General features: G+C 68.0%; 17 protein-coding genes. 6 read left to right on the top strand and 11 right to left on the bottom strand.

The features are described from left to right. Positions 1-15: 15 nt before the first annotated feature. The 3 genes from alr to V7060_RS07270 all read right to left on the bottom strand — a co-directional run bounded on the left by alr (position 16) and on the right by V7060_RS07270 (position 5384). The gene (gene alr / locus V7060_RS07280) at positions 16-1260 is read right to left on the bottom strand and encodes an alanine racemase (RefSeq protein WP_334178574.1); all 1245 of its coding nucleotides are present in this window, start codon (positions 1258-1260) and stop codon (positions 16-18) included. A gap of 39 nt (positions 1261-1299) precedes the next feature. Next, positions 1300-4152, bottom strand: a complete 2853-nt coding sequence (locus V7060_RS07275; protein WP_334178573.1) for a TonB-dependent receptor — start codon at positions 4150-4152, stop codon at positions 1300-1302. Positions 4153-4280: 128 nt separating this feature from the next. Further along, on the bottom strand, positions 4281-5384 hold the full coding sequence (locus V7060_RS07270) for a serine hydrolase domain-containing protein (RefSeq protein ID WP_334178572.1): 1104 nt from the start codon (positions 5382-5384) through the stop codon (positions 4281-4283). Positions 5385-6125: 741 nt separating this feature from the next. Here V7060_RS07270 and V7060_RS07265 point away from each other — a divergent pair. After that, a complete protein-coding gene (locus V7060_RS07265; RefSeq protein ID WP_334178571.1) occupies positions 6126-7022 on the top strand; it encodes a LysR family transcriptional regulator in 897 nt (298 codons plus the stop codon). 9 nt (positions 7023-7031) lie between these two features. Here the strand turns inward: V7060_RS07265 and rsgA are convergent, their stop codons facing one another. After that, a complete protein-coding gene (gene rsgA, locus V7060_RS07260) occupies positions 7032-8156 on the bottom strand; it encodes a ribosome small subunit-dependent GTPase A (protein WP_334178570.1) in 1125 nt (374 codons plus the stop codon). A 101-nt stretch (positions 8157-8257) separates the two neighbouring features. Here rsgA and V7060_RS07255 point away from each other — a divergent pair, with 101 nt between their 5' ends. After that, on the top strand, positions 8258-9538 hold the full coding sequence (locus tag V7060_RS07255; protein WP_334178569.1) for a pyridoxal phosphate-dependent aminotransferase: 1281 nt from the start codon (positions 8258-8260) through the stop codon (positions 9536-9538). 195 nt (positions 9539-9733) lie between these two features. Beyond that, positions 9734-10381 (top strand): SGNH/GDSL hydrolase family protein, encoded by a 648-nt coding sequence (locus V7060_RS07250; protein WP_334178568.1) that lies wholly within the window; start codon positions 9734-9736, stop codon positions 10379-10381. A 399-nt stretch (positions 10382-10780) separates the two neighbouring features. Here the strand turns inward: V7060_RS07250 and V7060_RS07245 are convergent, their stop codons facing one another. Beyond that, entirely contained in the window at positions 10781-11593 is an 813-nt protein-coding gene (locus tag V7060_RS07245; protein WP_334178567.1) for a polysaccharide deacetylase family protein, read from the bottom strand. Positions 11594-11647: 54 nt separating this feature from the next. On the opposite strand from V7060_RS07245, the gene grxD reads away from it, so the two are divergent. Then, positions 11648-12577 carry a Grx4 family monothiol glutaredoxin gene (gene grxD, locus V7060_RS07240; RefSeq protein WP_334178566.1) on the top strand — a complete coding sequence of 310 codons (930 nt, stop codon included), beginning with the start codon at positions 11648-11650 and terminating at the stop codon, positions 12575-12577. Positions 12578-12765: 188 nt separating this feature from the next. On the opposite strand, the gene V7060_RS07235 is transcribed toward grxD, so the two are convergent. Genes V7060_RS07235 through V7060_RS07215 form a run of 5 tightly spaced genes read right to left on the bottom strand, consistent with a single transcriptional unit; the run spans position 12766 to position 15098 of the window. Further along, on the bottom strand, positions 12766-13305 hold the full coding sequence (locus tag V7060_RS07235) for a DUF924 family protein (RefSeq protein WP_334178565.1): 540 nt from the start codon (positions 13303-13305) through the stop codon (positions 12766-12768). A gap of 33 nt (positions 13306-13338) precedes the next feature. Then, on the bottom strand, positions 13339-13707 hold the full coding sequence (locus V7060_RS07230; protein ID WP_334178564.1) for a VOC family protein: 369 nt from the start codon (positions 13705-13707) through the stop codon (positions 13339-13341). After that, positions 13704-13850 (bottom strand): hypothetical protein, encoded by a 147-nt coding sequence (locus V7060_RS07225; protein WP_334178563.1) that lies wholly within the window; start codon positions 13848-13850, stop codon positions 13704-13706. Before V7060_RS07225 ends, V7060_RS07230 begins: the two co-directional genes overlap by 4 nt. Next, a complete protein-coding gene (locus tag V7060_RS07220; RefSeq protein WP_334178562.1) occupies positions 13847-14317 on the bottom strand; it encodes a hypothetical protein in 471 nt (156 codons plus the stop codon). The genes V7060_RS07225 and V7060_RS07220 overlap by 4 nt, the downstream gene beginning before the upstream one ends. A gap of 4 nt (positions 14318-14321) precedes the next feature. Continuing rightward, positions 14322-15098: an AMP nucleosidase gene (locus V7060_RS07215; protein WP_334178561.1), complete on the bottom strand. Its 777-nt coding sequence runs from the start codon at positions 15096-15098 to the stop codon at positions 14322-14324. 113 nt (positions 15099-15211) lie between these two features. Between V7060_RS07215 and V7060_RS07210 the strand changes: the two genes are divergently transcribed. Then, positions 15212-16633 (top strand): amidohydrolase, encoded by a 1422-nt coding sequence (locus tag V7060_RS07210; protein ID WP_334178560.1) that lies wholly within the window; start codon positions 15212-15214, stop codon positions 16631-16633. Between the two features lie 113 nt (positions 16634-16746). Next, positions 16747-18003, top strand: a complete 1257-nt coding sequence (locus V7060_RS07205; protein ID WP_334178559.1) for an amidohydrolase family protein — start codon at positions 16747-16749, stop codon at positions 18001-18003. Between the two features lie 13 nt (positions 18004-18016). Here the strand turns inward: V7060_RS07205 and V7060_RS07200 are convergent, their stop codons facing one another. Further along, entirely contained in the window at positions 18017-19693 is a 1677-nt protein-coding gene (locus V7060_RS07200; RefSeq protein ID WP_334178558.1) for a diguanylate cyclase, read from the bottom strand. Positions 19694-19839: the final 146 nt, after the last annotated feature.

Below are 19839 nucleotides of genomic sequence, written 5' to 3'. Positions count from 1 at the left end.
ATCGCCGCGGCACGTTCAGCGGCGCAGCCGCTTGGGATTCGTGGCGCCCCAGACCGTGTACTGGTCGGCAAGGATGACGCCGGTCAGCGCCTCGATCTCGGCCTGCGTGATCTGGTCATCGCCCTGCCTGCCGAACAACACCGCTTCATCGCCGGCTTCGACGCCCGGGATGTCGGTCACGTCCACCATCGTGGTGTTCATGGTGACGCGGCCGACCACCGGGGCGCGCCGCCCGCGCACCAGCACGCTACCCTTGTTGGAATAGGCGCGGCGGTAGCCGTCCGAGTAGCCCACCGGCAGGTTCGCCAGCAGCGAGTCCCGCTGCAACACGAAGGTACGGTCGTAACTGACGGTTTCGCCGGCGCGATAGGCGTTGACCGACGCCACCCGCGACTTGAATGCCGCCACGTGCGCGAACGGGGGCTTGTCGGTGCCCCCGTAGCCGTACAGCGCGCCGCCGGTACGGGTCATGTCCAGATGCGCCTCGGGCACGTGGAGTGTGGCGAACGAATTGGCGGTGTGCAGCAGCACCTCTTCGCGCCGCAGCGCGGTGTTCGCGAACAACCAGGCGGTTTCCTGCCCGAACGCGTCGAGCACCTTCAGCACGTCCGCGCGTTCCTCCACCGGAAAGTGCGTCATCATGCCGACGACGCGCAGGCCCGGTGTTTCCACCAGTTCGCGCGCGTCCTGCCGGTCACGCTCGGTGACCATGTCCAGGCCGTTGCGGCTCATGCCGCCGGCGTTCAGCGCCAAGTGCACGCGCAACGCGTGGCCGCGCTTGCGGGCACGCGCGCCCATCGCGAGCGCCACGTTGAGGTTGCCCACGAGTTCCTCGACCCGGTAGGGACGTGCGGCCTCCACTTCGTCCGGGGTGCCGGCGCGCACGCGCATCACCGCCCCCTTGAAGCCGCAGGCCCGCACCATGCGGGCCTCCTCGTTGCTGGCGATACCCACGTACGGCACGCGCGCCTTGATGAGGCTGGGCATCACCATGTCGATGCCGATGCCGTACGCATCGGCCTTCACGATGGCGCACAGCCGCGCGCCACCCGCCAACGCCGCCTGCACCAGGCCCAGGTTGTGCTCGAACACCACCGGATCGACTTCGATCCACGCATTGGCCGCGACGGCGCGCCGCTTTCCCGGCATGCCAAGCAAAGGCGCTGCGTGCGCATCGAGTGCGGCGGCCACGGTCGTTCCCATCACCGCCGCGATGAAACTGCGGCGGCCGAAGGAGGCCACGGGGCGCTTATCCGCCATGGCGGCCTCCCACCGGCGCCGCCTGGACGGGGCGCCGCCTCATTCGAACCGGTACTCCACCGACAGCGCGAACGAGCGGCCGCGCGGATCGGCCACGCGCGGCTCCCAGGCCGCGCCGGAAGCGAAGTCCACCTGGTGCGCGGTGAACGGCGGGTCCTCGTTCAGCAGATTGCGCACCACGAAGGTGAACTTCGTGTTCTCCAGGCCGGCCCAGCTCAGGCTGTAGTTGTAGGTGATGTAGTCGTCGACATCAGGGTTCCAGTTCGGCGGCGTGTAGGTGCCCCCGGCCACGCTGACCGGCAGTTCGTCCTTGTAGCCGGCGCGGTAGACCTGGGTCAGCGTATGCGCCCAGGCGCCCTTGGCCCAACCGAAGGTCAAGGTGTGCTTCCACTCCAGCGGCAGGTTGTAGAACTGGACGTAGTCGCCCACCTTGTTCTTGCCGTACGGCTCGTTGGAGAGCGCCTTCTCCTTGAAACTGTCGATGTAGCTGCCGTTGAGGTTGGCGTACCAGCGGCCGCCGGCCAGTTCGCCGCTCAGGTTGGCGTCCAGTTCCACGCCGGTCATCAGGGTGCCGCCGGAGTTGATGAACCGGCGGTCGATCGCGGTCACCGCGCCGCTGCCGTTGCGGATCCAGTTGGCGGAGAACAGGTCGTAGTTCTCGATCAGCGTATCCAGGCTGGGCGAACGAATGGTGTTGGTGCGCTCGATCTGCCACCAGTCCAGGCTGACGTTGAAGTTGCTGGTGGGCGCGAAGACCAGGCCCAGGCTCTTCTGCTTGGATTCTTCCGGCTGCAGGTCGACCTTGCCGCCGGTGATGATGGTCGGCTGGATCAGCTCGCACCCCGGCACCGCCGAGTTGGCGACGCCGCTCGGGCACGTGGCCGGATCGGCCAGATCGCGGCCGAAGTAGTCCACCTGGTTGACGCCGGCGAACAGCTTGGTGAACTCGGGCACCTTGAACCCGGTGCTGTACGCACCCCGGAAGGCCAGCGATTCGATCGGCTGCCATTTGAACGACATCTTGGGATTGGTGGTGCCACCGAAGGTGTCGTAGTCATCGCGGCGCACCGCCAAGGTCAGGTCCAGCGCTTTCACCACCGGCAGGTAGACCTCGGCATAGATCGCCTTGACGTCGCGGCGCACCTGCGGCAGTTCGCTGGTTTCGTCGAACGGCGCCTGGTAGATGGTGTTGTAGTTGAGCGGCAGTCCGTTCAACTCCTGGACCCCGCCGAACTTGAACTCTTCACGGCGAGCCTCGACGCCGGTCGCCAGCTGCACCTCGCCTCCCCACAGGTTGAAGCCCAGGCCGCCGCTGGCGCTGGCGTCGACGGTGGTGACGACGGACTCGCCGCCGTAGAGGCTCACGCCGGTGGCCGACGCCGCCTGCAGTGCGGCCATGCCTTCGGGGCTCTGCTGCTGGCCCGGCATCAGGAACGGGTTGAGCAGTCCGCTGCCGAGCGCCTGCTGCAGTCCGCTGGAGAAGTAGTACCCGCCCATCAGCATCGATTCCGCGTTGCTGGACGCGCGCGACAGGCCGACGTCGTAGTCCCAGTCGCCGAAACTGCCTTCCACCCCGGCAAGCAGGCGATAGGCCTTGGTGGTGGTCTCGATCTGGCGTGGACCACAGGCCATGCAGCGCCAGCGGTAGGGAATGCGGTTGCCGTACACCAGGTTGGCCGAACCGAAATAGCCGGCCAGGGCGTTGAAGATGGTGTTGTAGGTGCTGCGCGTGCTGTCGTTCAGCGGATACCACGTGCTCGGGTTGAGCACGGAGGTGGCCGATGCGCTGGACGTGAGCTGCAGCGGCTCGTACTCGCGCCGGGACTCCACCCTCGACCCCATCGCCTCGGCATAGACACGGTGGTTCTCACCGATCCTGAACGTCGCTCGCCCCAGGACCTGCAGGCTCTCCTGCGGTTGCTGCAAGGCCTGCGCCGCCGGGTAGTCCCAGGCGCAGGCGTACTTGGAGCTGGCGCTGTCCCACAGGCGGTAGTCGTAAGGCCCCATCGCGGGGCCGCCATTCTCGCAGCCGGCCCCGCCGGGCAGGTTGAGGATGTTGATGAAGCGCTGGGAGCCGCCGCCGGCCGGATCGGCCAACGATCCATTGATGATGCCGCCGGTCGCATTGGTCACCGTGGCGAACGGCGTGCCGCGCGTGTCCGGCGATACGCCGCGGTCGGGCTGGAAGCTGTTGGCGAAATCCCGCTGGTAGCTGCGCAGGATCTCCGCCTGCCGGTAGGTGACCGTACCCCAGGCGTTCCAGCCGTCCGCATCCAGGTCGCCCATGCCGCCCAGCACGCTGTACGTATAGATTTCGCCACCGCCGTCCTGCGGCACGTCGAAGCCCGCATTGACGGTGACGCCGCGGTAGTCGGTGCGGGTGATGAAGTTGATGACGCCACCGATGGCGTCCGTGCCGTACACCGCCGAGGCGCCATCGCGCAGCACTTCGACGCGGTCGATGGCCGCGAACGGGATCGAGTTCAGGTCCACGGCCTGGCCGCGCAGGCCGTGCGTGGCGACCCGGCGCCCGTTGAGCAGCACCAACGTGGCATCCGAACCCTGCCCTCGCAGGTTGGCGCCGGACACGCCCGCCGTACCGCGCAGTTCGCCCAGGTCCATGTCGACAGCCGCCGAGGTCAGGCCGTCGGCGCCATTGCCGGCGATGTTGAGGAACTGCAGCAACTGTTCCGCCGAGGTGATGCCCTGCGCATCGATCTCCGCCTTCTGCACGATGGTGATCGGCAGTGCCGCCTCCACGTCGGTGCGCTTGATGCGCGAGCCGGTGACGGAAACCCTGTCCAGTGTGGTCGTCGCCGGCGCCTGTCCGCCGTCCTGCGCCATCGCGGGCACGGCCATCGCGGCCAGCAGGGCCGTACTAAGGAGGTTCAAGCGGAGGACTTGGTGCGTTTGCATGGCGTTACCTTCGGGGTGGGCTGGGCGATGGAGGGACAGGATCGATACACAGGTCGGGCGGCATCGCCGAGGGCGGGATGCGGACAGCACGGCGCACGCCCCGGTCAATGCGGTTCGGGCGGTTCGCCGTCCAGGAACAGCGCGCCGATCGCCATTGCGGTGTCGTATGGCGTCGGGTCGTTGCGGTTGCTCAGCAGGATCACGGTCAGGCGCTGCTTCGGCCAACGCACCAGGGTGTTGCGGAAGCCGATGCTCTCGCCGCTGTGCCACTGCCGGCTGCCGTCTTCGTTGATCCGCCAGCCGTAGCCGTAGTAGGTCGCTTCGGGACCGTCGGCGACCTTCACCTGTTTGCCGAAGGCCTGCGCGCGGGTGGCCGCACTGAGCAGACGATCGTCGTCGAGGGCCGCATCCCAGCGTGCAAGGTCGTCGATGCTGGAATAGATCCCGCCGTCGCCGAGCACGGCACTGTACGCATTCTGGTCGGTGCGCTCCCACCCCTCGCCGGTCGCGCTGTATCCCCAGGCACGGTGCGGCACCTCGGGGCCTCCGTCGACGCGCGCCAGCGAATCGCGCATGCCGAGCGGCGCGAAGATGCGGGCATGCAGGAACTCGGCGAAACTCATGCCCGAAGCGCGCTCGACCACCAATGCAAGCAACGCGTAACCGCTGTTGCTGTAGCGGTAGGTGCTGCCGGGCGTGAAGTACAACCGGTCCTGTGCGGCCAGCAGCGCGAGCACCCCGGCGTCGCTGATCTGGCCCTCATAGGGCTTGGCCATCAGGTCTTCGTAGTCGAGCAGGCCGGAGGTGTGGGTAAGCAGGTGACGCACGGTGATGGCATCGTCCGATGCCGGCAGCGAAGGCAGCCACGTGCGCACGGGATCATCGATCGCCAGCCGGCCATCCTGCACGAGCAGCAGGACCGCGGCGGAGGTGAACTGCTTGGTCACCGACGCGAGCCGATAGTTGGTCGACGGCCCGGCCTCGACCTGCCGCTCCAGGTCGGACCGCCCGTAGCCCTGCCTCACCACGGCTTGGCCGTCCTTCAGCACGAGCAACGACGCGCCGGGGACGTCGCCGTCGTAGGGATGCATCAGGCGGCCGATCTCGGCCTGCTGTACCGCGGACAGGGCAGGCACGCTTGGCGCGCCAGCGGCCTGCACCAGGCAAGGGGTCGCACACAGAACGAGGAGGACGAGGAAGCGCCTCATGCCGGAGGCCTGCCATAGCGTCCCGCAGCGCTCCAAACCCGCGCGTGAGGGCGGGCCGATCGGCGGTAGTGCCGGATTCGCATAGCGGCTCCCGGACGAAAGAATCAAGACGGTTGGAAAGTGGCGTTGGCTTGCGAAGCCGGAGCGGTGGGCGGGCGTGCATCCCCACGCTCCGTGTTGCTGTCTTGAACTCCTGTCGATCCGGTTTCCCCTCGGATCGCATCGCATGTGCCGCCGTCGTTTTCCAGCTGTTTAGCATGGCGTCTTCGAGAACGTCAACGCGCCGGCAGAGGCGTGTTCCCACCCCGCGAAACCGCACTTCCGCACCATCGCCGGCGCACGCCATGCGAGGGCGGAAGGCATCCTCCTCCGTGCGGAAAACCCATCGAATCTGCTGCTTATCTCGTGTGCCCCGACCTCCGCGACACCACCGGGCGGCACACGCCCGCACGCCGGCTGGCCACGCACCGAACGCGCAGCCCATAACCTGCAGTTGGTACTCGCAGAACGAATATGAGGGGAAACGACATCCCAGACGTCATGCACGCGGCACGGCCTTCGTGCGAACACTTTCATTTGTCACCAATCCGGGGACGGAGGAACGACCACGACGACACGCCCACCGCAACCCGGCGAGACCCACGGCGCTTCCGGCGCGGGCTTCGCGCCGTCGCCGAACGGCTATAGTCGCGGCGTCGAGGCCCGCTTTTTTTGGTGGGTCGCCATCCATGATCGAGCCCCATGCGTTTCCGCCAGATCGAAGTCTTCCACGCGGTCTACACCACCGGATCCATCAGCGCCGCCGCCCGCGTGCTGCACGTCTCCCAGCCCTCCGTGAGCAAGGTGCTGCACCACACCGAACAGCAACTGGGCCTGGCGCTGTTCCGGCTGGTGCGGGGCCGGCTGGTCGCCACCGACGAGGCGCACGCACTGTTCGTCGAGGCCTCGGAGGTCTTCAAGCGACTGACCTCGCTGCAGAAGACCGCCGACAACCTGCGTGACCAGGCCGATGGGCGCATCCGGCTGGCGGTGGTGCCATCGCTGGGCCTGCACATCGCACCGCTGGCGATCGCGCGCTTCCGCGAGCGCCATCCGGACACGACGTTCGTGGTGAAGACCCTGCACCACGACGAGCTGTTCGAAGCCCTGCACGAGCGCACCTGCGATATCGCCATCGCCTACGACCCGCCGCCGCACCCGCGCCTCAAGCGGCGCGAGCTGGATACCGCGGAGCTGATGTTGATCTTCCGCCAGGCCAGCCTGCCCGGTGTTGGCGAACGCATTCCCCTGACCCGGCTCCAGGGCCAGGACATGATCGGCCTGACCGTGGGCGGCCCGGTCGGTGACCTGTTCAACCACGAACTGCGGCACCATGACGTGCAGGTGCGCGAAGTCGTATCCAACCAGACGTTCTACGTGGCCGCGGCGCTGACCCGTTATGGCGCCGGCATGGCGGTGGTGGATGAATTCACCGCACGCGCAAGCGCGGGCATGGACGCGAACGTGCTGTACCGGCCGTTCTCGCCGCCCATCCGCTACACCATCCAGTGCGTTCACCTGGACGACCGCCCGCCCTCGAAGGCGGCCAGCCAGTTCATCACCCTTTTCTCGCAGGTCTTGCGCGAATCGCGGGGTTGACGCGCGCCTTCAGCGGCGGCCGTACTTGTCCGACAGCCGCTTGTTCAACGCCTTGTTCTGCACCTTGGCATTGGACTTGTCTGCCAGCCGCGAGGCGAGCTTGTCGGCGGCGGCGGCGACTTCGTCACGCAGCTTGAGGTAGTTGAGGAAGCGGCCTTCGTCCAGCTCCTCGCGCTCGATCGCCGCGCGCACCGCGCAGCCGGGCTCGCGGTCGTGCGAGCAGTCGCGGAACTTGCACTGCTCGGCCAAGGCCTCGATATCGGCGAAACCGCCGTCGGCCAGGTCTTCCTCGCCGGTCGGCTTCAGTTCGCGCATGCCGGGCGTGTCGATCAGGCAGGCGCCCGCCGGCAACGGGATCAATGCGCGGAACGTGGTGGTGTGGCGACCACGCGAATCGCTCTCGCGCACTTCGCCGGTCTTCATGCGCTCGTCGCCGAGCAGCGTATTGGTCAGCGTCGACTTGCCCGCACCCGACGAGCCGACCAGCACCACGGTATGGCCCGGGTCCAGCCAGGGCGCCAGCTGCGCCACGCTGTCGGGGTCCTTCGCATTGACGGTGAACACCGGCACGCCCTGCGCGGTGAGATCGGCCAGCACCTCGACCGCGTCGTCGGCGTACTCGGTGCGGTCGGCCTTGGTCAGCACCACCACCGGCTGCGCGCCACCGCCGCCGACCAGCAGCAGGTAGCGCTCGATGCGGCGCGGATTGAAGTCGGCATCCAGGCCGCAGACGATGAATACCGTATCGATGTTCGCCGCGATCACCTGCTGGTGGTAATGCTCGCCGGCCGCGCCGCGCTTGATGCCGGTATGGCGCGGCAGCAGCGCGACGATGCGCGGGCGCTTGGAGGCCGCGTCTTCCAGCAGCACCCAGTCGCCGACCGCGGGGCGCTCGTGGGCGGGAAACCGCGGACGCTGCCATTCCGGCAGCGATTCGGCCTTCACCCCCACGCCGGGCGCATCGGCCACCACGTAGCCCGAGCGGTGCTGCTCGCTCACCCGCGCCGGGGTGGCCGCCGGATGCGCGGCCATGGCGTCCCGCCATACGGGGTCCGTCGGCTCGCCCGTGTACGGCCAGCCGATGGCGCGCAGCAGGGTGATGTCGGACACGCTGGGGACGGGGGTTTCGGGCATGGCGCGCATTCTAGACGGGGGCCGGGTCTGGCGGGGCCGGGCCGGCGAATATCCGCTAAGCTGGCCGCCCCTTCCTGTTCCGCCCTCTCGCGGTCGCCGCCATGTCCACTCCGCCCGTCAAACCGCTCGCCACGCGCGAACGCCTGTCCGAAGTCCGCTACGAGATCCGGGGCGAACTGGCACGGCGAGCGCGGGAGCTGGAAGCGCAGGGACAGAAGCTGATCAAGCTCAACATCGGCAACCCGGGCGCGTTCGGTTTCCGTGCGCCGGAGCACCTGCAGCGCGCGATCGCCGACGACATGGGCCGCACCGATCCGTACACGCACCAGCAGGGCCTGCCCACGGCGCGCGAGGCCATCGCGGCGGCGTACGCCAAGCGCGGGGCACCCGACGCGCACCCGGACCGCGTGTTCGTCGGCAACGGCGTGTCGGAACTGATCGACCTGTCGCTGCGCGCCCTGCTCAATCCCGGCGACGAAGTGCTGGTGCCGTCGCCGGACTACCCGCTGTGGTCGGCCGCGACCATCCTCAACGACGGTCGCCCGGTGTACTACCGCTGCGATCCGGACAACGACTTCCTGCCCGATCCCGGCGAGATCGAGCAGCTGATCAGCTCGCGCACCCGCGCCATCGTGCTGATCAATCCGAACAACCCGACCGGCGCGACCTATCCGCGCGAGCTGCTGGAGCGCATCGTCGCCATCGCCGCCAAGCACCGCCTGCTGCTGATGGTCGACGAGATCTACGACCAGGTGCTGTACGACGGCGCCACGTTCGTGCCGGTCGCACCGCTGGCCGGCGACGTGCCGTGCATCACCTTCAGCGGCCTCAGCAAGGTGCACCGCGCCTGCGGCTGGCGCGTGGGCTGGGGCGTGGTATCCGGCCACGGCGACGTGGTGCGCGACTTCCTGCATGCGATGGACCTGCTCAGCGCACTGCGCCTGTGCGCCAACGTGCCTGGCCAGTACGCCATCGAGGCCGCGGTGAATGGTCCCGACACCATCAGCCCGCTGTGCGCACCGGGTGGCCGCCTGTATGAAACCCGCCGCGCGGTGATCGAGGCCTGCGAAGCCAGCGCGCACCTGGACCTGGTGAACCCGGCCGGCGCGCTGTACGCGTTCCCGGCGGTGGTCGGCGACGCGGCGAAGCACTTCGACGACCACGCGTTTGCGCTGGAACTGATGGAAACCGAAGGCGTGCTGGTCGTGCCCGGCTCCAGCTTCAACGTGCCCTACCGCCACCACTTCCGCGTCACCCTGCTGCCGGAAGCCGACACGATGCGCGAAGTCTTCGCCCGCATCGACCGCGCCCTCTCGCGCCGCGCCGAAGCGGCCACCAAGGTGGTGCCGATCAAGGGCAAGCCGCGGCCGGCGGCGGCGTAACAGACGCCGCTGTCCCCCTGTAGGAGCGACGTGAGTCGCGACCGCACGCCGTGACGCATCGCTCAATGTTTGATCGAGCGGAAACGCGACTCCGTCGGCAGTGTTCCAAAGGACCGACATCGTCTTGGCTGTGTTGGTTCGCGGTCGCGACTCACGTCGCTCCTACAGAAGACGGGAAGGGCGCATGATGTCGCCATGACGACCACCATCCGCCCGCACACCACCGCCCTTACCACCGAGCTGCGCTACCTGGCGCTCGGCGATTCCTACACCATCGGCGAAGCGGTGGACGAAGCAGGCCGCTGGCCGATGCAGCTGGCGCGCCTGCTGCGCATGGAAGGCGTGCTGCTCGGCGATCCGCGCATCATCGCGACCACCGGCTGGACCACCGACGAACTCGACGCCGCCATCACCGCCTCCGAACCACTGGGCGAGCATGACTTCGTCACCCTGCTGATCGGCGTGAACAACCAGTACCGCGGCCGCGACGTGGAGGAATACCGCACGCAGTTCGCCGCGCTGCTGTGGCGCGCGATCGGCTTCGCCTGCAACCGCCCGGACCGCGTGCTGGTGCTGTCGATCCCCGACTGGGGCGTCACCCCGTTCGCCGCGCAGTCCGGCCGCGACACCACACAGATTGCGCGCGAGCTGGATGCCTACAACCTCGCTGCACGCGAAGTCTGCGCACAGCGCGGCGTCGCCTTCGTCGACATCACCGCTGTCAGTCGTGCGCGCGGCGGCGAAGCGGAGATGCTCGCCGACGACGGCCTGCATCCCTCTGCCGCGATGTACACCGAGTGGACGCGACTGGCATTCCCGATCGCGCATCACCTGCTTTCGTAGCGTGCGCCGTGCGCACGACGCGCGGTGACAGGACCCATGTCGTGCGCATAGCGCACGCTACATCGGCATCGCGCCCTCAAGCCCCTCTCCCGCCGGGAGAGGGGTTGGGGTGAGGGTCCGGCAGCATCATCGGCGGTGAACCGTCCTGACGTTGCCGCACCCCATCCGGCACCGCGCCACCCCGCACGATGGCGCGATGACAGATCAATGCGTCGCGCGCGCAGCGCACGCTACCTGGCCGGAGTCCCTCCCGCCGGGAGAGGGGTTGGGGTGAGGGTCCGGCGGCATCATCGGCAGTGAACCACCCCGGCGCCGCCACACCCGCATCCGCCGCTGCGCGCCACCCGGACGTAGCGTGCGCCATGCGCACGACGCGTGGTGACAGGCGCATGGCGCGCGCTACGCGGCGGCGATGGCGGTCACCGGCGCCGCGTCCGATTCCGGCACCACCGTGCGATAGCCCTGCGCGTCCAGCCATGCCAGCAACTGGGCCAGGATCGCCACGTTGTGTCCGTGCGTCGCGCCCTCATGCAGCAGCACGATGGCGCCGGGCGCGATGTCGCGGGTGATGCGGGCCAACACCTCGTCCGGCTGGCAATCGACGCCGTCGAAGCCGCGCGCGCTCCACGCCACGCGTGCCAGCGCATGCCGCTTCAGCGACAGGCCGACGAAGGGATTGGTCATGCCCACCACGCTGCGGTACCAGCGCGGGGTGTCGCCGGTGATGGCGGTCAGGATGGACTGGTTGCGGCCGATCTCGTCTTCCAGCGCCCCCGGCCCCAGCCGCCAGAAGCGCGTGTCCGGATGGCTGGCACTGTGGTTGCCGATGCCATGGCCGCGGTCGCGGATGGCCTGCACCAGTTGGGGCTGCGCCAGCGCCCGCTCGCCGACGAGGAAGAAGGTCGCCTTGGCGCCATGCCGGTCCAGCAGGTCCAGCATCGCGGCGGTATCGGCCGAGGGACCATCGTCGATGGTCAACCACACCACGCGTTCGCCGGTCGGCAGCCGCGACAGCGCGGGGCAGAACAGGGCGGCGCGCGGATACAGCGTCGCCCAGACCACCAGCAGATGGGTGGCCATCATCGCCGACAGCCCGACCGCCCAGCCGTAGCGCCACCACAGCCAGGCCACGCCCACTTGCGACAGCGCCAGCAGGCCCAATATCAGGCCGGGACGGCGCGGCGGACGATGCAGTGTTCCTGTCGTGCTCATGCCCCATGATGCCACGGGGCGTAAAATCCCCTTCCCGCTTACCGGTAGCCGTTCATGTCCCTCGATCCCGCCCTGCGTTCGCGCATCGAATCCCTCCTGCAGTCCAACCGCGTGGTGCTCTTCATGAAGGGCCAGCCGACCATGCCGCAGTGCGGCTTCTCGGCGAAGGCGGTGGGCGCACTGTCTGCGCTGGGCGTGGACTACGCGCACGTCAACGTGCTGGCCGACCAGGAAATCCGCGAAGGCATCAAGGCCTACGGCGACTGGCCGACCATCCCGCAGCTGTACATCGACGGCGAACTCGTCGGCGGCAGCGACATCATCGAGCAGATGACCAACTCCGGCGAACTCGCCACCGTGCTGGGCCTGCAGGCACCCGACCGCACGCCGCCGGCGATCACCATCACCCCGGCCGCCGTCGAAATGCTGCAGAACGCCGTGGCCGACGCCGGCCCGGGCGCGGCGCTGGCGCTGTCGATCAACGCGCAGTTCCAGCCCAACTTCCAGCTGGCGCAGTTCGACGCCAACGCGATCGCCAGCGAATCCAACGGCGTGCGCGTGCAGTTCGACCTGGCCAGCGCGCGCCGCGCCGACGGCATCACCATCGACTGGGTGGACGACATCCGCGGCAAGGGCCTGGCCATCGACAACCCCAACGCGCCGAAGCCGGTGCAGGCGCTGTCGCCGATCGATGCGGACGCGAAAGCCCGCGCCGGCGAGGTGTTGATCGTCGACGTGCGCCCGGCCGACGAGCGCGCCGTCGCCTCGGTGAAGCTGCCCGTCAAGACCTTCGACGGCGCCGGCCGCACCGAGCTGGAAGCGCTGCCGAAGGACACCGCGCTGGCCTTCCTGTGCCGCAGCGGCGGCCGCAGCCAGCAGGCGGCAGAGGAATTCCGCGCGCTCGGCTTCTCGAACGTCTACAACATCACCGGCGGCATCAACGCCTGGGCGGACGACGTGGACGGCACCATCAGCAAATACTGAGCCGGCGGGTTCATGCGGCACACGGGAAAGCGGGCTTCGGCCCGCTTTCTTTTTGTCCACGTATGGCGTCCGCCTCGTAGGGTGGGCCTTGGCCCGCCATCGCGGACTTTCAGCGCCTGGACTCCCGGGTTTTCGTCAAAGACCGCGGCCATGACGCATGGCAATGGTGGGCCAAGGCCCACCCTACGTCAGCCGCTGAATCCGCCCGCCGCCAGGTAGTCGCGCTCCTCCTGCGTGGAGATGCGCCCCATCGCCTCGTTGCGGTGCGGGAAGCGCCCGAAGCGGGCAATCAGGTCGTAATGCAGCTGCGCGTACTTCATGTACTCCTCATTGCCGACGGCGCGGAACAGGTCCAGCGCGCGCTGCTGGTCATCCAGCGCCTCCGAGTGCTCGTACGGCATGTAGAAGAAGATCTTCAGTGCCGGATCGACCTGCGCGTCGAAGCCGGCCTCGATGGCACGGTCGGCGTAGTGCCGCGCCAGGCCGTCGGTGGCGTAGGAGTGCGCGCTCTGCCGGAAGCAGTTGCGCGGGAACTGGTCGAGCAGAAGGATCAATGCGAGCGCGCCGTCGGCATCGCCCATCCAGCCCTCCAGCTCGCGCCGCGCCGCGCGGAAGTGCAGCCCGCGGAACCGCTGGTCGAAGTCGGCGTCGAACGCATCGTCGTTGGCGAACCACTTGTCGTAGCCCGCATTCTTCCAGAAGGTGATGACATCGTTGGATTCGTTCATGGGCTGCCTCTTGTTCGGACGAAGGATCAGGCCTCACCCAGAAATGACATGCCCGATGCGCCACAGCACGCCGGTCGGGTCGATCAGGGTGAAGTCGCGGAGGCCCCATGGTCGGTCATCCGGTGTACTGAGGCGAACGGAGAACCTGTCCACGACACCCGAGTCTTCGACGTTCCGGTGCCAGTCGTCCGCATTCTCGACCAGCAGGTGCATGACGAAATTCTCCGCATGCTCTCGATTGTAGAACTGCGAAAGCAGGAATGCCGTCCTGCCGTGGCAAAGATAGGCCAGGTCGTCCGACTCCATCGTTGCCTCGAAGCCCAGCGCTTCGTAGAAGGCGATGGACTCGGCCAGATCCCGCGCAGGAACGAAGGCCTTCATCTCGATCGTTTCAAGGTTCATGCAATGTGTCCTGTGAACGTGTCGAGAGACCTGGACCAACGTCTGGCCTTGCCGAAGACGGACAACGCGATGAAATGCATCGGATAGACGAACACAACCCCCAGCAGGGCAATCAAGAAAATTATGCCGATGAGCGCGTTCATTGCGCTCCCACCATAGCTTCCCATCGAAGCTTAGAGGAAATAAGCCAGTACTGATCGCAGGTCCAGTCCCGGTTGTCCCAGCACACATGGATGGCAGGATAGTCTCGTCGTGAAGCGCCCATCGCGGGCGCGATCATGTATTCGCGCGACTCCCCTGCACCCAAGCGCGCATCGTGCGTCAGCACGATGGCGTTGTCGCCGAAATCGAGGTTCGGCCGCGGCACGCGTCGGGTGGTAGCGTCTTCCTGCCATACCAGGTCATTGGTGCGTATCAACACCCTCCTGCGGGAATGGTTGGTGACGACCACGGTTCCGCTACCGGCCACCGCATCGACCGCGATGGCGCTTATCTCGATGTCGGGCGGCACCGTGTCATCGTGCCGCAGCGATGCGCACCCTGCGAACACCATGGCACTGGCGAACATCATCGTTCGCAGCGCCGGTCGCACGCGCATCGCCGCGACCATGCCGCTACTCGTCGAACCGCAGATGCCGCACCGACTTCCCATTGCGGCGGATCAGCTTCAACGCCTCGATCCCCACGGTGATGTGGTTCTCCACGAACGAGGAGCTGACCCTGGCGTCGCTGGCTTCGGTCTTCACGCCTTCCGGGATCATCGGCTGGTCGCTGACCAGCAGCAGCGCGCCTACGGGGATGCGGTTGGCGAAGCCGGCGGCGAAGACGGTGGCGGTTTCCATGTCGATGGCCATGCAACGCATCGCACGCAGGCGCTCCTTGAACGCGACGTCGTGTTCCCACACGCGGCGGTTGGTGGTGTACACCGTGCCGGTCCAGTAGTCGTGGCCCAGGTCGCGGATCATCGTGGACACCGCGCGCTGCAGGGCGAAGGCGGGCAGTGCCGGCACTTCCGGCAGCAGGTAGTCGTTGCTGGTACCTTCGCCGCGGATGGCCGCGATCGGCAGTACCAGGTCGCCCAATTCGTTCTTGCGCTTCAGCCCGCCGCACTTGCCGAGGAACAGCACCGCCTTCGGCATGATGGCCGACAGCAGGTCCATCATCGTGGCGGCGTTGGGGCTACCCATGCCGAAGTTGATCATGGTGATGCCGTCGGCGGTGGCGCTGGCCATCGGCCGGTCCAGGCCGACGATGGGCGCACCGGTCAGTTGCGAAAACACGTTGAGGTAGCCGCCGAAATTGGTCAGCAGCACATGCTCGCCGAACTGGTCCAGCGGCACGCCGGTGTAGCGCGGCAGCCAGTTGTCGACGATTTCGTTCTTGTCCTTCATGGAAGCCTCTTTTTCTTGTTGTTGTGCGGGGATTCTGGCACGACTGCGACGCGCGCACTTGGCAAGGCGCGCCGCGGCCGGTTAGGTTTCGGGTCTGTTCCGGGGGATACACGATGCGAATGACCTTGTTGGCCGGGCTGGTCCTGGCTGCGCTGGGCGGCGGCGCGCATGCCGCCACACCCGCGTCCCGTTTCACGCAGGACCCTTACCCCAGCACCTACCGCGCCCTTGCGGCCGGACCGGTGTTGCTGGCCAATGCCACCGTGCTGACCGGCACCGGCGAACGCCTGGAAGGCGCCGACGTGTTGCTGGCCGACGGCAAGGTAGTCGCCGTGGGCCGGGGCCTGTCCGCGCCCGAGGGCGCCACGCGCGTGGACGCGACCGGCAAGTGGGTGACGCCGGGGCTGATCGACGTGCACTCGCACCTGGGCGTGTACCCCAGCCCGGGCGTGAAGGCGCACAGCGACGGCAACGAGGCCACGGCGCCAGTGACGGCGAACGTGTGGGCCGAGCATTCGATCTGGGCGCAGGACCCGGGCTTCCATACCGCGCTGGCCGGTGGCATCACCTCGCTGCAGATCCTGCCCGGCTCGGCCAACCTGGTCGGCGGCCGCGGCGTGACGCTGAAGAACGTGCCGTCCACCAGCTACCAGGGCATGAAGTTCCCGGGTGCGCCGTGGGGCCTGAAGATGGCCTGCGGCGAGAACCCCAAGCGCGTGTACGGCGGCAAGGCCGGTCCTGCGACCCGCATGGGCAACGTGGCCGGCTACCGCGCGGCGTTCATCGACGCCAGCGAGTACCTGAAGAAGAACGCGCCCAAGCCGCAGCAGCCGAAGAAGAAGCGCTGGTGGGAGCGCGCCAGCGGCGACGACAAGGCGGACAGTTCCGGCGACAGCGGCGGCAAGCGCGACCTCAAGCTGGACACGCTGGCCGGCGCGATCAACGGCGAGATCCTGGTGCACATCCACTGCTATCGCGCCGATGAAATGACCACGATGCTGGACCTGGCCAAGGAGTTCGGCTTCAAGATCGCCGCGTTCCACCACGGCGTGGAGGCGTACAAGCTGGCCGACCGGCTGGCGCAGGACGGCGTGTGCGGTGCGCTGTGGGCCGACTGGTGGGGCTTCAAGATGGAGGCCTTCGACGGCATCCAGGAGAACATCGCGCTGGTCGACCGTCCCGCAAACAGCTGCGCGATCGTGCATTCGGATTCTGACGAAGGCATCCAGCGCCTCAACCAGGAAGCGGCCAAGGTGATGGCGAGCGCGCGCCGCGCCGGCATGGGCGAGATCGCACCGGAACGCGCGATCCGCTGGATGACCAGCAACGCCGCGAAGTCGCTGGGCATCGCCGAACGCACCGGCACGCTGGAGGCCGGCAAGATGGCCGACGTGGTGGTGTGGAACCAGAATCCTTTCAGCGTGTACGCCAGGGCCGAGCAGGTCTACATCGATGGCGCGCGCATCTATGACCGCGGCGATCGGAGCCGGCAACCGGTGTCGGACTTCATGCTGGGCCAGGAGGTGATGCCATGAGGCGCATCAGGAATGCTTCATTCCGTCATCCCGGCGAAGGCCGGGACCCAGCGACGTTCGATAGGCTCCGCGATACCGACCGCAAGAGGCACTGGGTCCCGGCGTTCGCCGGGATGACGGTGAAAACGCTGGTAGTGGCGATTGCACTGGCGTCTTCCTCGTTCGCGGCGTTCGCCCAGGACATCCTGATCCGCAACGCCACCGTGCATACCGCCGGTGCGCAGGGCACGCTGAAGAACGCCGATGTACTGGTACGCAACGGCGTGGTGCAGGCGGTCGGCAGCGGCCTGGCCGCACCCGGCGCGACGGTGGTGGAAGCCAACGGCCGTCCACTGACGCCGGCACTGTTCGGCGGCATCACCGAGATCGGCATCGAGGAAGTGTCGGGCGAATCGTCGACCGCGGATTCGTCGGTGACGCTGGAAGACCAGCCGATGCGGCCCGAGTTCGACGTGACGCTGGCCTACAACCCGGCATCGGTCGTCATTCCGGTGACGCGCGTGGAAGGCATCGGCTTCACCCTGCTGGCGGCGACGACCGGCGGCTCGTTCATCGCCGGCCAGGGCGGCGTGATGCGGCTGGACGGCAGTGCCGATCCGCTCGGCCCGCGTGCGCTGTTCGTGCGACTCGGTGGCGGCAGTGCCGCCGACCTGAGCGGCAAGTCGCGCGCGGCGCAATGGATGCTGCTGGACCAGATGGTGGCCGAAGCGCGCGGCCGCGTGCCGGTGGATTCGCCGCATGCGCTGCTGACGCCGGCGGGGCGCGCGACGCTGGCGCGCTACCTGGCCGGCAACGGCCGCATCGTGGTGCAGGTGAACCGCGCGGCCGACATCCGCCAGCTGCTCCGCTGGGCGCAGCGCGAGCACGTGCGCATCGCCATCGCCGGTGGTGCGGAGGCGTGGAAGCTGGCGCCGCAACTCGCGCAGGCGAAGGTGCCTGTGTTCGTGGATGCGCTGGCCGACCTTCCGGCAGACTTCGACCAGATCGGTGCATCGCTGGAGAACGCCGCGCGGCTGGACAGCGCGGGCGTGCCGGTGGGCTTTTCGCAGGCCGGCGAATCGCACAACGCGCGCAAGAACCGCCAGTTGGCCGGCAACGCGGTGGCCAACGGCTTGCCGTGGGAAGACGGCCTGGCCGGCCTGACCCGCGTGCCGGCGGAAACCTTTGGCGTGGGCGACCGCGTCGGCAGCATCGCGCCGGGCAAGCTGGCCGACCTGGTGCTGTGGAGCGGTGATCCGCTGGACGTGGCCCATACGGCGGAACAGGTGTGGCTGGGCGGCCGGGCGATCCCGATGCGCTCGCGCCAGACCGAACTGCGCGACCGCTACCTGCAACAGGCCGGTCCGCTGCCGCGCGCGTATTCGAAGTAGTCGCGCGGCGGTATCAGTCCACGGAGGCGCCTGCGGGCGCCTTCATGGTGTGCAGGGGCTGTGCGACGGCACGTTCGTCCATCACGCGATCGCCGCCGGCGCGTTTCGCGGCGTACATGGCATGGTCCGCGCGCGCGATCAGCGACGCCACCGTATCGCCATCGCGCGCCTGCGCGACGCCCAGGCTGGCGGTCAGGGCGACGTCGATGCCTTCCACCACGGCGCACTCGTGGCGGATGCGCGCGACCACCTGTTCGCCGATGCGGGTGGCCGATACCAAGCCGGCGCCGGACAGCACCAGGACGAATTCCTCGCCGCCGAGCCGGCCGAGCTGGTCGCCGTACTGGAACTGCTCGCTGACCGCGCGCGCCACCGCACGCAGGCAGGCGTCGCCCAGGGCATGGCCGTAGCGGTCGTTGACCTGCTTGAAGGCGTCGAGATCGATGAAGAGCAGGGAAACCGGGATGTGTTCGCGCTGGCGTTCGATCAGCGCCCAGTCGAGGCGGTGCTCGATGCCGCCGCGATTGAGCACGCCGGTCAGTCCGTCGCGCTCGGCATGGGCCTGGGCACGGTCGCGTTCGCGGCGGAAGGTCAGCATGCGGTCGGCCAGGCCCAGCGCCAGCACCACGGCGGTGAAGGCGAGCACCCACGGCAGGCCGTATTCCAGCCAGGGCTCGGCGCGTTCGCCCGCACTGAAGCGCAACGCACGCGTCATGGTGAGGACCAGCAGCGGGACCCAGGCGATCAGGACGTAGGTGGCGTGGCGTTGCCCGCGATGCCAGGCCACGACCAGCGTGATCAGCGCGATGGCGTTGGTCAGCAGGAACAGCGCATTGGCGACGTCGGGAAACCAGGCCTTGTCCGCAGGCCACGGCGACAGCAGCAGCACGAGGGTCAGGCCGCAGCCGTAGGCGCCGACGGCACGCATGGCCTGGGCGAGGCGCGGCGTGACCTTGCGCAGGCCGGCATAGTCCATCCACAGGAAGACCAGCAGGATGGTGGCCAGCGTGCCGGTGATCCAGATCCCCTGCGCACCGAAGCGCGCCAGTACCGACAGGCCCGGCCACGCATAGGCTTCGCCGTACGAGCACAGCGCGTACAGCAGCTGGAACAGCATCGCGCCCGCATACAGCAGGTAGACGCGGTCGCGCAGGACCGCCCAGAACAGCAGCACGGCCAACGACACGCCCAGCACCACGCCGACCGCAGGCAACAGCATGCGGATATGCCACAGGTCGGCGGCCGCGTAGGCCGGCCCGGATTCCACCGCGACGCGCAACGGATACCGGGCATCCTCCACCGTCACGTAGACCGGTTCATCGTCCCGCAGGGGAAACACCAGTCCGCGCCGGCTGTACTGTGGATCGAGATCGGCACTGAAGATGTCCTGCCGCCGCGCTGCACCGCCGGGCCGCTCGCGCACGGTCACGCTGGCGGTATACGGGTGGTAGAACACCAGCAGCGGTTCGGTGACGCCGGGCGCGGGCTGCACTAGCCAGTCGCCATTGCCGATCACGCGCGCGCCAGCGGCGCCGCCTTCGAAGCGACGTTCCGAAAACAGTCCAGCGCGCTGTCCGGCCTGCTGCTCCAGCCCCAATGGCTGGAGGCGGTCGATGCGCGCGATGTTCTCCCCATGCGCGGCCGCCGGCAGCAGGGCCAACAGCAGCCATAACCACCACCGCTGCGTCATGTTGCTCCTTCCCCTTCGCGGGAGTGTCATGTGCGGGGTGAAGCGGAACAAGACCGATCGCGCCATTTTTGTGACGCTACTCACACAACAGCTGCGGAACACACCCCATCGCACACCTGACGGGGGACGCGTTTTGGCCGGTGACG

This window comes from Pseudoxanthomonas sp. (assembly GCF_036845285.1).
Lineage (GTDB): Bacteria > Pseudomonadota > Gammaproteobacteria > Xanthomonadales > Xanthomonadaceae > Pseudoxanthomonas_A.
Note: the sequence above shows the minus strand (reverse complement) of the source record. Positions and strands in the feature narration are given on the sequence as shown.